Raw genomic sequence first — 13,695 nt, forward strand, 5'->3', positions numbered from 1 at the left:
GCGAAGCAATCCATCGCAGCCACGCAAAGGAAGTTGGATTGCTTCGTCGCTACGCTCCTCGCAATGACGGAGGAGAGAGATGAGCACGACAACCGCCCCCGTCCTCGATATCGACAACCTCGTCGTCAGTCTCGGCAAGGAGCCGAAAGCCCCGCGCGTCCTTGATGGCGTCTCGCTGCAGGTGCGCGAGCGCGAGACACTGTGCCTGGTCGGCGAGAGCGGATCGGGCAAGTCGGTGACATCGCTGACCGTCATGGGGCTGCTGCAAAAGGGCTCGCTGGTCGCCTCAGCCGGCAGCGTCAAACTGGTCGGCGAAGAACTGCTCACCGCTAGCGACCGCCGGCTCCGGCAGTTGCGCGCCACCACCATGGCGATGATTTTCCAGGAGCCGATGACCGCGCTCAACCCGGTGGTGCCGGTCGGCCGCCAGATCGACGAAGTGCTGCGCGTCCACACCTCACTCGATGCCCGCGCGCGGCGCCGGCGCATCCTCGCCATGATGGAACAGGTGCGGCTGCCCGAGGTCGAACGGATCTTTGCCTCCTATCCGCACCGGCTGTCGGGCGGTCAGCGCCAGCGCATCATGATCGCGATGGCGCTGGTGCTGGAGCCGAAGCTCCTGATCGCCGACGAGCCGACCACGGCACTCGACGTCACCACGCAAAAGCAGATTCTCACGCTGATCCGCGACCTGCAGCGCGATCACGGCACGGCGGTGCTGTTCATCACCCACGACATGGGCGTGGTCGCGGAGATCGCCGACCGGGTGGCAGTGATGCGCCAGGGACGGTTGGTCGAGACCGGAACACTTCCTACCATCCTGCGTACGCCGGCGATGGAATATACCCGCAACCTGCTCTCGGCGGTGCCGAGCCTGGTGCCGCGCACGCCACGCCCGGAATCGCGGGAGGCCGTGGTGCTGGAAACCAACGAACTCGGCAAGGTCTATCGCGAACGCTCGTTCTTCGGCCGCGCCCGCGAAGTCGCGGCGGCGAAAGACGTCACGTTGACGCTGCGCAAGGGCCGCACGCTCGGCATCGTCGGCGAGAGCGGCTCCGGCAAATCGACGGTGGCGCGCTGCATCGTCCGCCTGATCGATCCGACCTCCGGCGGCATTCGGCTGGCGGGGCGCGAAATCTCCGAACTGTCGCGCCGGCTGTTGCAGCCGCACCGCAAGAAGATCCAGATCATCTTCCAGGACCCCTATCGATCGCTCAATCCGCGCATCACCATCGGCGAGACCATCGCCGAGGGGCCGATCAATTACGGCATGCCGCGCACCCAGGCGCTGGCCAAGGCGCGCGAGCTGCTCGAACTGGTCGACCTGCCCGTTGATGCGATTTCACGCTATCCGCACCAATTCTCCGGCGGCCAGCGCCAGCGCATTGCGATTGCGCGTGCGCTGGCGCTCGATCCCGACGTGCTGGTGGCGGACGAAGCGGTCTCGGCGCTCGACGTCTCGGTGCAGGCGCAGGTATTGGAGCTGCTCGACGAAATCCAGACCCGGCTCGGCATCGCGCTGTTGTTCATCACCCACGACCTGCGGGTCGCCGCCCAAATCTGCGACGACGTCGCCGTGATGCAGCATGGCCGCATCGTCGAACAGGGCCCGGCGGCGCTGATCCTGACAAATCCGCAACAAGCCTATACCCGGGCGCTGCTTGACGCCGCCCCTGGACGGGGGTGGGATTTTGCGAATTTCCGGCCGGTTGCGATACTCGGGGCCGCAGAATAACCGTCATTGCGAGCCAACGGGTCGCGCGGATGCGCGCCCGATGACAGGCTCCGCGAAGCAATCCATATTGCCCCGGCACCGAGATGGATTGCTTCGTCGCTTACGCTCCCGTGCGCAAACGCTTCGCGTTTGTCGCAGGCAATGACGGGAGCCGCGACGCGTCATGCAAAACTGGATTGCTTCGTCGCTTGCGCTTCTCGCAATAGCGAGTCTAACGTCGCACGCGAACACCCGATGAGGGAACTTGATGACCCGTATCGCCGTCGGCGGCTTCCTGCACGAGACCAACACCTTCGCGCCGACCAAGGCGGGCTATGCCGACTTCGTGCATGGCGGCGGCTGGCCGGCGATGACGCAAGGCGCCGACGTGCTCAAGACCCTGCGTAACATCAATGTCGGGTTATCAGGCTTTGTCGGAGCCGCGGAAGCCCAAGCCTGGGAACTGGTGCCGACGATCTTTGCCGCCGCCAGCCCCTCGGCCCATGTGACCGAGGACGCCTATGAGCGCATCGCGGGGGTGATGGTGGACGGCATCAGAAATGCCGGACCGCTCGATGCGGTCTATCTGGATCTGCACGGCGCCATGGTGGCCGAGCATCTCGACGACGGCGAAGGTGAAATCCTGGCCCGCGTGCGCGCGGTGATCGGCAATGACCTGCCGCTGGTGGTCAGCCTCGACCTGCACGCCAACGTGACGCCCGAGATGGTGGAGCGAGCGGATGCGCTGATTGCCTACCGCACCTACCCTCACACCGATATGGCCGACACCGGCCGCGCCGCCGCGCGCCACCTCGCGCAGCTGCTCAAGACAAGGAAAAAACTGGCAAAAGCGTTCCGCCAATTGCCGTTCCTGATCCCGATCAGCTGGCAATGCAGCAGCGATCAGCCCGCCATGGGCATCTACCGGAAACTGGCGGCGATGCAGAACGAGGCGGTGCCGACGCTGTCGTTCTGCCCGGGATTTCCGGCGGCGGACTTCTTTCACTGCGGACCGAGCGTGTTCGCCTATGGCCAAACGCAAACCGATGCCGACAAGGCCGCGGACAAACTTGCCGCGCTGATCGAAAGCCATGAGAATGATTTCGACGGCCGCATCTACAGCCCCGACGAGGGCGTGCGCCTTGCGATGGAACTGGCGAAAACCGCCAGCAAACCCATTGTCATCGCCGACACCCAGGACAATCCGGGCGCGGGCGGCGATTCCGATACCACAGGCATGTTGCGGGCGCTGGTCCGCAACAAGGCGACGCGGGCGGCGATCGGCGCGATCTATGATCCGGCCTCGGCCAGGGCCGCCCATGCCGCGGGCGTTGGCGCTACCGTTAAGCTCGCGCTCGGCGGCAAGTCGGGCATACCGGGCGATGCGCCATACCAGGAAACTTTCGTGGTGGAGAAATTGTCCGACGGACAATTCGTGGCGCCCGGTCCTTATTACGGTGGCCGCGACATGGACATGGGACCCTCGGCGGCGTTGCGGATCGGCGGCGTGCGCGTGGTCGTGAGCTCGCACAAGGCGCAGCTGGCGGACCAGTCGATGTTTCGCTATGTCGGCATCGAACCAACGGCGCAGGCGATCCTGGTCAACAAGAGTTCGGTGCATTTCCGCGCCGATTTCGAGCCGATCGCCGCAACGCTCCTGATCTGCGCCGCCCCCGGCGCGATGCCCGCCGACTCCTCAACACTGCCCTGGACAAAGTTGCGCCCAGGCCTTCGTCTCAAGCCGAACGGCCCCGCCTTCGTCCCTCCCCTCAAGTCACGTTCCCACTCCCCCGCCATCGGATAACAGACATGCCCACACTCGATCGCATCGAAGGCTTTGCCGACGAACTCACCGCCATCCGCCGGGATCTGCATGCCCATCCGGAGATCGGATTCGAGGAAGTCCGCACCTCGGGGATTGTCGCCGAAAAGCTCACGCAATGGGGGATCGAGGTTCATCGCGGGCTCGGCGGCACCGGCGTGGTCGGCGTGCTCAAGGGCAACGGTTCCGGTTCCAGGCGGATCGGGCTTCGCGCCGATATGGACGCGCTGCCGATGGAGGAAAACACCAATCTGAAGTGGCGCTCGACCATTCCCGGCCGCTTCCACGGCTGCGGCCATGATGGCCATACCACCATTTTGTTGGGCACCGCGCGCTATCTGGCCGAGACCCGCAATTTCGACGGCACCGTGCATTTCATTTTCCAGCCGGCCGAAGAAGGCCTCGGCGGCGCGCGTGCCATGATCAAGGACGGGCTGTTCGAGAAATTCCCCTGCGACGAGATTTACGGACTGCACAACGCGCCCGACCTCGATCACGGCGAGCTCGCGATCCTTCCCGGACCGGCGATGGCGGGCGCCGACTTCTTCGACATCACGATATCGGGCTACGGCGCGCACGGCGCCATGCCGGAACGCTCGAAGGACCCGGTTGTGATCGCGATGACGCTCGGACAGGCGCTGCAGACCGTCGTCAGCCGCAATGTCGAGCCGACGCAGGCGGCGGTGCTGTCGATCACGCAGATCCATGCCGGCTCCGCCTATAATGTGATCCCGGGCGAAGCAAAACTCGCCGGCACCGTGCGCGCCTTTTCCGACGAGGTGCGTGCCTTGATCCGCGAGCGGATGCGGGCGATCTGCGCCGGCATCGCCGGCGCCTTCCAGGTCGAGATCGATGTCGACATCCGCGACATCTTCAGCGTGCTGGTGAACCGCGAGGAACACTCCCAGGTGGTCGCGGACGTGGCGCGAACGGTCGTCGACCCCGCCAAGGTCATCACCCGCTCGCGACCGAAGATGGGCAGCGAGGACTTCGCCGACATGCTGCACGCGGTGCCCGGCGCCTATTTCTGGCTCGGCCATGACGGCTCGGTGCCCGTGCACAATCCCGGCTTCACGCTCGACGACAAGATTCTCCCGATTGGAGCCAGCATGTTCGCGCGCATCATCGAAACCCGTTTGCCGGCAGCCAGCCATGCGTGATGAAACCTCGCCGGATGGCGTGTCAGCCCTGCACGATCTCAGCGCCGTCGACCTGATTGCGGGCTTTCGCGCCAGTCAGTTCTCGCCTTCAGAGGTGCTGGAGGATGTCCTGGCCCATATCGCGGTGTGGGAGCCGCACATCAAGGCGCTCTACGCATTCGATCCGCAAGGCGCGCGCGCCGCCGCAAAGGCCTCGACCGAGCGCTGGCAAAAGGGCGCGCCGATGGGCCCGCTCGACGGCGTTCCCGTCACCATCAAGGACAACATCGCCACCAGGGGCGTGCCGGTGCCACTCGGCGCGGCCACCACTAAACTGCTGCCAGCGGCCGTGGATGCGCCGCCGGCGGCACGGCTGCGCGAAGCGGGTGCGATCATTTTCTCCAAAACCACCATGCCGGACTACGGCATGCTGTCATCGGGCCTCTCCAGCTTCCATCCCCTCACCCGCAATCCCTGGGACCTCAGCAAAAACCCCGGTGGCTCCAGCGCCGGCGCTGGTGCGGCGGGTGCGGCGGGCTACGGCCCGCTGCATCTTGGCACCGATATCGGCGGCTCGGTGCGGCTGCCTTCGTGCTGGTGCGGTCTGGTCGGGCTGAAGCCGAGTCTCGGGCGGGTTCCGGTCGAGCCGCCCTATGTCGGCCGTGTCGCCGGGCCGATGACCCGCACCGTCGATGACGCCGCCTTGATGATGAGCGTGCTGTCGCGGCCCGATCGCCGCGACGGCATGAGCCTGCCGCCGGACAACATCAACTGGAAGGCGCCTGACAAATCCCCGCGCAAATTGCGCATCGGGTTGATGCTCGATCTCGGCGTCGGCCAGGCGCTGGAGCAGAACGTCCGCGATGTCGCGGTGAAGGCGGCGAAGGCGTTCGAGTCCGCCGGTGCCGTCGTCACCGAGGTCAAGGGCATCCTGACGCGCGAGATGCTCGACGGGCTCGACAATTTCTGGCGCGCGCGCCTGTGGGACGATCTTTCGAAGCTTGCGCCGGCCGAACGCGGCAAGGCACTGCCCTATATCCTCAGATGGGCCGAGCACGGTGCGAAGCTGTCCGGCGTCGAGGTGATCAGGGGTTTCAACGCCACCATGGCGATCCGCGCGGCCGCGGGAAAACTGTTCGCCGAACTCGATTACGTCATCTCGCCGGTTTCGCCGGTGGTGAAGTTCGCCGCCGAACTGGCCGCTCCCCTGAACGATCCAGACAAACCATTCGAGCATATCTGCTACACCGTGCCGTGGAACATGGCGGAAAATCCCGCGGTCTCGATCAACGGTGGATATGACGCCACGGGTTTTCCGATCGGGGTGCAGATCATTGGCCGCCGCTTCGACGATATCGGCGTGCTCGGCATGGCCAAGGCATTCGAGGGCCTGCGGGGCGCGCAACGGCCGTGGCCGAAGCTGCCGAAGTAAACTACTTTCGTCATTCCGGGATCCGCCACTTGGCGCAGGCCCGGAATCCATAACCACGATCGGGAGTATGGATTCCGGGCTCGCGCGGAGCCTGTCATCGGGCCGCGCTTTGCGCGGACCCGTTGGCGCGCCCCGGAATGACGGCTTCAAAAACAACAACCGCAGAGGAAACCCCGATGGCCTTTGAGACGATCATCTACGAGGTCGCCGAGCAGATTCTCACCATTACGCTCAACCGGCCCGACAAGCTCAACGCCTTCAATGGCGTCATGCAGCGCGAACTGATCGACGCCTTCGATGCCGCCGACCAGGACGACAATGTCCGTGCCATCATCGTCACCGGCGCCGGGCGCGCCTTCTGTGCCGGCGCCGATCTTTCCTCGGGCGCCGACACGTTTGACGGCGACGCGCGGCGCGGACCGGTCAGGCGATTGGCTGACGGCCGCGTCGATTACAGCGATCCCCTTATCCGCGACGGCGGCGGCCAGGTGACGCTGCGCATCTTCAAATGCCTCAAGCCCGTGATCGCCGCGGTGAACGGGCCTGCGGTGGGCATCGGCGTCACCATGCAGCTTGCGATGGATATCCGCATTGCCTCTGAGGCCGCACGCTTCGGGTTTGTGTTTTCCCAGCGCGGCATCGTACCCGAGGCCGCCTCCAGCTGGTTCTTGCCGCGCATCGTCGGCATCTCCCAGGCGCTGGAGTGGTGTTACACCGGGCGGGTGTTTCCGGCGCAAGAGGCGCTCGCCGGCCGCCTCGTCAGCAAGGTGGTGCCCGCCGACGAGTTGCTGCCGGCCGCCCGCGCGCTGGCCCGCGAAATCGCCCGCAAGGCCGCGCCGGTGTCGGTGGCGCTGATCCGGCAGATGATGTGGCGCATGCTGGGCGCCGACGATCCGATGGAAGCGCACAAGGTCGACAGCCGCGGCATCTATGCCCGCGGCCGCTCGCAGGACGTCAGGGAAGGCGTGATGTCGTTCCTGGAAAAGCGCGCACCGGACTTCAAGAGCAAGGTGTCGAGCGACATGCCCGATTATTTTCCGTGGTGGGACGAGCGGGAGTATGAGTGAGGCGGAGGCCGCGGCGTTCGTCCCGGCCGTCATCACCCGCGAATGCGGGTGATCCAGTAAATACCGATGCCGGTGATTGAATCGAGAAGCCGCGGCGTACTGGATGCCCCGCTTTCGCGGGGCATGACGGATGCTTTACCTCATCATCAGCGCCACCCGCCCGATCGCCTTGCGGTCGATCAACAGCCGCATCGACGGCGCGACATTTTCCAGCGGCAAGCGATGCGAGATATGCGGGCGGATCTTGCCGGCCTCCGCCCACTGCAATAACGCCATGGTCCGCGCTTGGCCTGCGGCCGGATTTCTCCTGGCCGCTTCACCGGCGCGGACGCCGATCACGCTGGCGCCCTTGATCAGCACGAGATTGGTGCGCGCAAGCCCGATGCCGCCGGTGAACCCGACGACGAGGATTCGCGCGCCCCAGCCGATGCAGCGCAGGCTGTTCTCGAAGATCTCGCCGCCGACGGGATCGAACACCACGTCGGCGCCGCGGCCATCGGTGATGCGTTTGACCGCGTCGCGGAACGGCTCGCGCGTGGTAAGCACGAGATGATCGGCGCCGCGCGCTTTCGCAACCGCCAGCTTCTCCTCCGTTGACGCCGCCGCGATCACGGTCGCGCCCAGCAGCTTGCCGATTTCGACCGCGGCCAAACCGACGCCGCCGCCGGCGCCGTGCACCAGCAGCACTTCGCCCGGCGCAACCGCGCCGCGATCGACCAGCGCGTGATGCGCGGTGCCGTGCGCCGCCAAGAATGTCGCACCTTCCGCATAGTCGAAATTCGCTGGCAGCCGCGTCAGTTGAGCGGGGGCAACGACCGCTTCATCGGCATAGGCGCCGTAGCGCATCCGCACAATCACCCGGTCGCCGACTGCTGTGCCGGAAACGCCATCGGCGATCTCGGTCACCTCGCCGGTCGCCTCCACCCCGGGCGTGAACGGTAGCTCGGGCTTGAGCTGATATTCGCCGGCCGCCATCAATATGTCGGGAAAGTTGATCCCGGCGGCATGCACGGCGACGCGCACCTGCCCCGGCGCCAGCGGCGCGGAGGCAAAGCTTTCCAGGCGCAGGCGCTCGGGCGGGCCGAGTTCGCGGCAAACCACCGCCTTGGGCATCAGGCCGCGCTCGCCTTCCGCCGCAGCAAGGCTTCGCGGATCAGCGGCAGCCGATCATTGCCGAAATACATGTCGGTCTTGTCGAGGAAGATGGTCGGCGAGCCGAAGCCGCCGCGCGCCATCACTTCATCGGTATTGGCCTTGAGCTGATCCTTGATCGCCTGCTCGCCGATGCCGGCGAAGAATGTTGGCGGGTCCACGCCGACGCCCTTGCAGATCTCCGCCAGCACCTCGTCCTTCGAGATGTCCTTGTCGTCGCCCCAATAGGCGGCGAATACCGCGCGCGCGAACGGCACCATGTCCTTGCCGAGGAAAATGCAGCCGCGCATCGCCTTGACGCTGTTCACGGGAAACACCGACGGCGGCATTTTGATCGCCAGCCCCGCGATGCGCGCCCAGTCCGCGAGGTCCTTTTTCATGTAGCGCGCCTTCAGCGGCACCGGCGTGTCGCGCTGCGCGTAAACGCTGGGGTTGACGGTATTGAAGATGCCGCCGACCAGGATCGGCCGCCACGAAATCTCGACGCCGAACTCCTTCGCCAGGGGCTGGATGTTGTGGAAGGCGAGATAGGTCCATGGGCTGGAACAGTCGAAGAAGAATTCGATCATGGCGTTTCCTTTTTGTTATCATGTCTGCGGCGTTGTATTTTCCCGTCACCCTGAGGTGCCGCCGCGCAGCGGCGGCCTCGAAGGGTGGAGGGCCCCAGCCTTCGCATCCTTCGAGGCTCGCAAGAGCTCGCACCTCCAGCGATAACGGCGAAGCCGTTACGCAGGGATGACGTTACCTCACTTCCTCTCCGCCATCTCCTTTGCCTTCTGCCCGAACATGTTCTTGCGCGCTTCCTCGTCGAACGGCTCCCTGACGAATTTGCCGATCGCCAGCCCGGCCTGCACCTGCGGCCGCGCGCGAATTTCCGTGTACCAGCGCTTAATGTTCGGATAGTCGTCGAGCGTAAAGCCCTGCGCCTTGTGGGTCATGGTCCACGGAAAGCAGGCGATGTCGGCGATCGAATAGTCGCCGGCGATAAAAGCGCCGGTCTTGCCCAGTTGGGTGTCGAGCACGTGGTAAAGCCGCGCGGCCTCGTCGCGGTAGCGCTCGATGGCATAGGGGATTTTCTCGGCGGCATAGAGCGCGAAATGTCCGTGCTGGCCGAGCATGGGGCCAAGGCCCCCCATCTGCCACATCAGCCATTGCAGCACGACCGAGCGCGCGCGCATTTCCGTCGGCAGAAATCGCCCGGTCTTGTCGGCGAGATAGATCAGGATCGCGCCGGTCTCGAACACCGAAAACGGCCCGCCGCCGTCGGCCGGCGCATGATCGACGATCGCCGGAATCCGGTTGTTCGGACTGATCGCCAAAAATTCCGGCCTGAACTGCTCGCCGGCGCGGATGTTGACGGGCATGACCGTATAGGGAATGCCTGTTTCCTCCAGCATGATCGAGATTTTCCAGCCGTTCGGCGTCGGCGCATAATGCAGATCGATCATCGCGTCCTTCCCTGCGGTGAATGGCGGCGATCCTACCCCCTGCTTTCGGAGCATTCCACCCCGCCCAAACGCCATGTACGCCACGCCCGGGACATGGCAGATAGACGGTCGGAATTAACAGAAAAACTGAGGATACGCTCGATGCTGTTTCCAACCACGATTGCAGGCTCCCTGCCGAAGCCGGAATGGCTGGCCGAACCCAATACGCTATGGGCGCCCTGGAAGTCCAAAGGCGACGAACTGGCGCGCGCCAAGCGCGACGCCACCTTGCTGGCGGTGAAGCTGCAGGAAGACGCCGGGATCGATATCGTCACCGAGGGCGAACAGGCCCGGCAGCATTTCGTCCATGGCTTTCTGGAGAAGGTCGAGGGCATCGATTTCGCCCACAAGGTCGAGATGGGAATCCGGAAAGACCGCTACAAGGCGATGGTGCCGCAGGTGGTGGCGCCGCTGCGGCTGAAGGGCCGGGTCCACGCCGACGAGGCCCGCGTCGCGCGCACCCACACCACGCGCAAGCTGAAGTTCACTTTGCCCGGCCCGATGACCATCATCGACACCATCGCCGACCAGTATTACGGCGACCGCGTCAAGATGGCGTTCGCCTTTGCCGAACTGCTCAACGAGGAAGCGAAAGCCTTGCAGGCCGACGGCGTCGACGTGGTCCAGTTCGACGAACCGGCCTTCAATGTCTACATGGACGAGGTCTCCGACTGGGGCATCAAGGCGCTGGAGCGCGCCGCCGAAGGGCTGACCTGCGCCACCGCCGTCCATATCTGCTACGGCTACGGCATCAAGGCCAATACCGACTGGAAGGAGACGCTCGGCAGCGAATGGCGGCAGTATGAGGACATCTTTCCGGCGATCGACAAGAGTCCCATTCAGCAGGTCGCGATCGAATGCCGCAATTCGAAAGTGCCGCTGGAACTGCTGGCCTTACTCAAGGGCAAGATCGTGCAGGCCGGCGTGATCGACGTCGCCAGCGATATCGTCGAGACCGCCGAGGACGTCGTCAAGACAATCGAGGCGGTGGCCAAATTCGTGCCGAAGAGCAACATCGTCGCGACCACCAATTGCGGCATGGCCCCGATGCGCCGGGATATAGCGGAAGGCAAGCTGATGGCGCTCGGCGCCGGCGCGAAACTGGCGCGGCAGAAGCTGGGGTGAGATAGGTTCGCGGCTGATCCCACACGGCACGCTGAGCCCTCTCCCCCCTTGCGGGGGAGAGTTGGAGAGGGGGGTAGCCACGAGCACCAGCTTTGCGGTTTACCCCCTCCCTAACCTCGAGAGCGAGCTTTGCTCGCCTCGGACCCCCGCAAGGGGGGAGGGAATTCAGAGCGCACTGCCGTGCAGCACCGGACGATAGCCCGCCACCAGCGCGCGCAAAGTCGACGGCGGCGTCAGCAGCATCGCGCTCTCGATCAACCCTTGCGCCTCGCGATAGCCGGCCGGCGACCACCTCAGCGCCCTGCATTTCGCGATCAGGAAACTCGCCTCCCCAGCCTGCACCATCGCGCCGTCGGGCAATTGCTTTAACCGCATCGGCAGCGCGTGCAGCCGCTTGGCTTTTCCGTCGAGCCGCTCGCGGTGCAGCACGCTGTCGATGTCGTCGGCGTGAACATTCGAGATGCCGTTGCCGTCTTCCCAGGCTTTGCGAAACCGGTTGGCGTCATCGCGGCGGCAGAAGAAACACGGGCGGTGCCCCGCGGCGAACGCGGTGGCTTCGTCGAGGAAGAACAATTCGGTCCAGCTGCGGCCGCCCATCACCTTGCGTCGCCGGCCCCTGAATTCGCAGACACAGGTGAGCCAGGCCCGGCTTGCCCAGCGCCGCCGCAGCAGGGTCCTGGTTGCGGGATCGTGAATGATGCCGCGGTTGCCGGTGAACATCCCGCGATGCGGTGTGGCGATGATGTCGCCTTGCGGCGTAACGCGGTTTTGCAGGGGCATGGCAAAAACAATACTCCCTCTCCCCGCTTGCGGGGAGAGGGTTGGGGTGAGGGGGGACTCTCCACGCACTCCGACTCGCGGAGAGTCCCCCTCACCCGCCGCGCAAAAAGCGCCATAGCCGAAGCTCGCTTCGGCGTTTTTTTAATAACGGCCGTCGAAGACGGCCTATGCTCTCCCCGCAAGCGGGGCGAGGCAAGAAGCATCACGCCGCGCCGTCGCGGATCGGCGGCTGGAATGACAGCGCGGTATCCCAGGGAAAGAAGATCCAGGTGTCCTGCGACACCTCGGTGATGAAGGTGTCGACCAGCGGCCGCCCCATTGGCTTGGCGTAGACAGTGGCGAAGTGCGCATCCGGCAGCATGTCGCGCACCAGCCGCGCGGTCTTGCCGGTGTCGACGAGATCGTCGACGATCAGGAGTCCCTTGCCGGTTCCACTGCCGAGTCTCGCGGTATCGGCCGACACGTGTTTCAGCACGTTCAGTTCGCCCTGCTTGGTGTGATCATAACTGGCGATGCACACGGTATCGATGACGCGCACGCCGAGTTCGCGCGCGACGATCGCCGCCGGCACCAGCCCACCGCGGGTGATGGCAATGACCGCGTGAAACGGCCCGACTTCATTGAGCCGCCAGGTCAGCGCCCGGCAATCGCGGTGAAACTGGTCCCATGAGACCGGAAAGGCCTTGCCCGCGCGCTCCTGCGCACTCAGCTCCGGATGCTCCGCCATCATTGTTCTCCCCCTATATTTTACGAATGACGAAGGTGCCGGTGGCGGTCGCCACAACCTTGTCGTTCTGCCAGAGTTCGGCGCTGCCGTGACACATTTCACGGCCCCGTAGTACGACGCGGCCAAGTCCCTTCAGCGGACCGAGCACCGCCGGCCGGTGAAACTGCACGTTGAGATTGACGGTCGGCGCAAACTGCCCGGCGTCGAGCGTCGCCGACAGCGCGGTGCCCATGGTATCGTCGAGCATGGCCGCGAGGAATCCACCTTGCACGTTTCCCGCCGGATTGAGAAAAATCCCGACCGCCTCAAATCGCGTTTCAATCGTGCCGCGCTCCCCGTCGATGTCGACAAAGCCGAGACCAAGCGTCTTCGCGCACGGTGGAACCGGCGCTTTTCCATCGACTATTTTCCAGAAAAACGAATTCTTGTCCAAGATGCTGCTCTCTGCCTTGAATGAACGCTGCTCTAGCGGACCACGTTCAATCCCGCCAGCATCGCCTTGACCGCTTCCATCGCGGCGGCGAGTTTTTCCGGATCGCGCGAGCGGACCACCAGATTGGTGTTCGGCTTCTTGTCCTCGTCGATAAACGGATAGCTGCCGATGATGGTCTCGGGATGGGCGCTGGCGATCTCGCGCAAGGGTCCGCCGATGTCGCCTTCGCGCGCATTGGCGCGAACCGTATCGGACAGCATCCGGACGCCGGATTTGAGCTTCGGCGCCACGATATCCATCATCGCCTGCATGATCGAGGGCACCCCGGCCATCACGATGACATTGCCGATCTTGAAACCGGGGGCGAGAATGGTCGCGCTCTGGATCAGTTCGGCGCCGTCGGGAATTCGCGCCATCCTCAAGCGCGCCTCGTTCAACTCGCCGGGGTTCTGGAACCGCTCGCGAAACCGCGCCACCACCTCCGGATGATAGTCGATGCCGACGCCGAACGCCTTCGCAATGCTGTCGGCGGTGATGTCGTCATGGGTCGGCCCGATGCCGCCGGTGGTAAAGACGTAAGTATAGCGATGGCGCAGCGCGTCCAGCGCCGCAATGATCTCGGCCTCCTCGTCGGCGACGACGCGGACCTCCTTGAGGTCGATGCCGATATTGGTGAGGTATTCGGCGATGAAGCCGATGTTCTTGTCCTTGGTCCGCCCGGACAGGATCTCGTCGCCGATCACCAGGATTCCCGCCGTGACGATTTCACTCATGACCTCTCCTCAAGCCGCAAGCGGCAGATGACCCCTTGACCGAA

At 64.7% G+C, this 13,695-nt stretch carries 13 protein-coding genes; 6 read left to right on the forward strand and 7 right to left on the reverse strand.

Annotated features, from left to right (window positions below):
* Positions 1-79 precede the first annotated feature (79 nt).
* From E8A46_RS17595 to E8A46_RS17615, 5 genes are all read left to right on the forward strand, one after another.
* On the forward strand, positions 80-1,735 hold the full coding sequence (locus E8A46_RS17595) for an ABC transporter ATP-binding protein (protein WP_291563373.1): 1,656 nt from the start codon (positions 80-82) through the stop codon (positions 1,733-1,735).
* Positions 1,736-1,982: 247 nt separating this feature from the next.
* Positions 1,983-3,518, forward strand: a complete 1,536-nt coding sequence (locus tag E8A46_RS17600) for a M81 family metallopeptidase (RefSeq protein ID WP_291563374.1) — start codon at positions 1,983-1,985, stop codon at positions 3,516-3,518.
* Positions 3,519-3,523: 5 nt separating this feature from the next.
* A complete protein-coding gene (locus E8A46_RS17605; RefSeq protein ID WP_291563375.1) occupies positions 3,524-4,696 on the forward strand; it encodes a M20 aminoacylase family protein in 1,173 nt (390 codons plus the stop codon).
* Positions 4,689-6,107: an amidase gene (locus E8A46_RS17610; RefSeq protein ID WP_291563376.1), complete on the forward strand. Its 1,419-nt coding sequence runs from the start codon at positions 4,689-4,691 to the stop codon at positions 6,105-6,107. The genes E8A46_RS17605 and E8A46_RS17610 overlap by 8 nt, the downstream gene beginning before the upstream one ends.
* 176 nt (positions 6,108-6,283) lie before the next feature.
* On the forward strand, positions 6,284-7,174 hold the full coding sequence (locus E8A46_RS17615; RefSeq protein ID WP_291563377.1) for a crotonase/enoyl-CoA hydratase family protein: 891 nt from the start codon (positions 6,284-6,286) through the stop codon (positions 7,172-7,174).
* Positions 7,175-7,309: 135 nt separating this feature from the next.
* Here the strand turns inward: E8A46_RS17615 and E8A46_RS17620 are convergent, their stop codons facing one another.
* The 3 genes from E8A46_RS17620 to E8A46_RS17630 form a co-directional block, all read right to left on the reverse strand.
* Complete coding sequence (locus E8A46_RS17620) at positions 7,310-8,287, reverse strand: NADPH:quinone oxidoreductase family protein (RefSeq protein WP_291563378.1); 978 nt, start codon at positions 8,285-8,287, stop codon at positions 7,310-7,312.
* Entirely contained in the window at positions 8,287-8,895 is a 609-nt protein-coding gene (locus E8A46_RS17625) for a 2-hydroxychromene-2-carboxylate isomerase (RefSeq protein ID WP_291563379.1), read from the reverse strand. The genes E8A46_RS17620 and E8A46_RS17625 overlap by 1 nt, the downstream gene beginning before the upstream one ends.
* Before the next feature lie 177 nt (positions 8,896-9,072).
* The gene (locus tag E8A46_RS17630; protein WP_291563380.1) at positions 9,073-9,774 is read right to left on the reverse strand and encodes a glutathione binding-like protein; all 702 of its coding nucleotides are present in this window, start codon (positions 9,772-9,774) and stop codon (positions 9,073-9,075) included.
* A gap of 141 nt (positions 9,775-9,915) precedes the next feature.
* On the opposite strand from E8A46_RS17630, the gene E8A46_RS17635 reads away from it, so the two are divergent.
* Positions 9,916-10,938, forward strand: a complete 1,023-nt coding sequence (locus E8A46_RS17635; protein ID WP_291563382.1) for a methionine synthase — start codon at positions 9,916-9,918, stop codon at positions 10,936-10,938.
* 165 nt (positions 10,939-11,103) lie between these two features.
* On the opposite strand, the gene E8A46_RS17640 is transcribed toward E8A46_RS17635, so the two are convergent.
* The 4 genes from E8A46_RS17640 to E8A46_RS17655 form a co-directional block, all read right to left on the reverse strand.
* The gene (locus tag E8A46_RS17640) at positions 11,104-11,718 is read right to left on the reverse strand and encodes a hypothetical protein (protein ID WP_291563384.1); all 615 of its coding nucleotides are present in this window, start codon (positions 11,716-11,718) and stop codon (positions 11,104-11,106) included.
* A 202-nt stretch (positions 11,719-11,920) separates the two neighbouring features.
* The gene (gene gpt, locus E8A46_RS17645; protein WP_291563386.1) at positions 11,921-12,448 is read right to left on the reverse strand and encodes a xanthine phosphoribosyltransferase; all 528 of its coding nucleotides are present in this window, start codon (positions 12,446-12,448) and stop codon (positions 11,921-11,923) included.
* Between the two features lie 10 nt (positions 12,449-12,458).
* Positions 12,459-12,878: a PaaI family thioesterase gene (locus E8A46_RS17650; protein WP_291563388.1), complete on the reverse strand. Its 420-nt coding sequence runs from the start codon at positions 12,876-12,878 to the stop codon at positions 12,459-12,461.
* 32 nt (positions 12,879-12,910) lie between these two features.
* On the reverse strand, positions 12,911-13,651 hold the full coding sequence (locus E8A46_RS17655) for a molybdopterin-binding protein (protein ID WP_291563390.1): 741 nt from the start codon (positions 13,649-13,651) through the stop codon (positions 12,911-12,913).
* Between the last annotated feature and the right edge of the window lie 44 nt (positions 13,652-13,695).

It is taken from the genome of Bradyrhizobium sp., assembly GCF_004799445.1.
Lineage (GTDB): Bacteria > Pseudomonadota > Alphaproteobacteria > Rhizobiales > Xanthobacteraceae > Bradyrhizobium.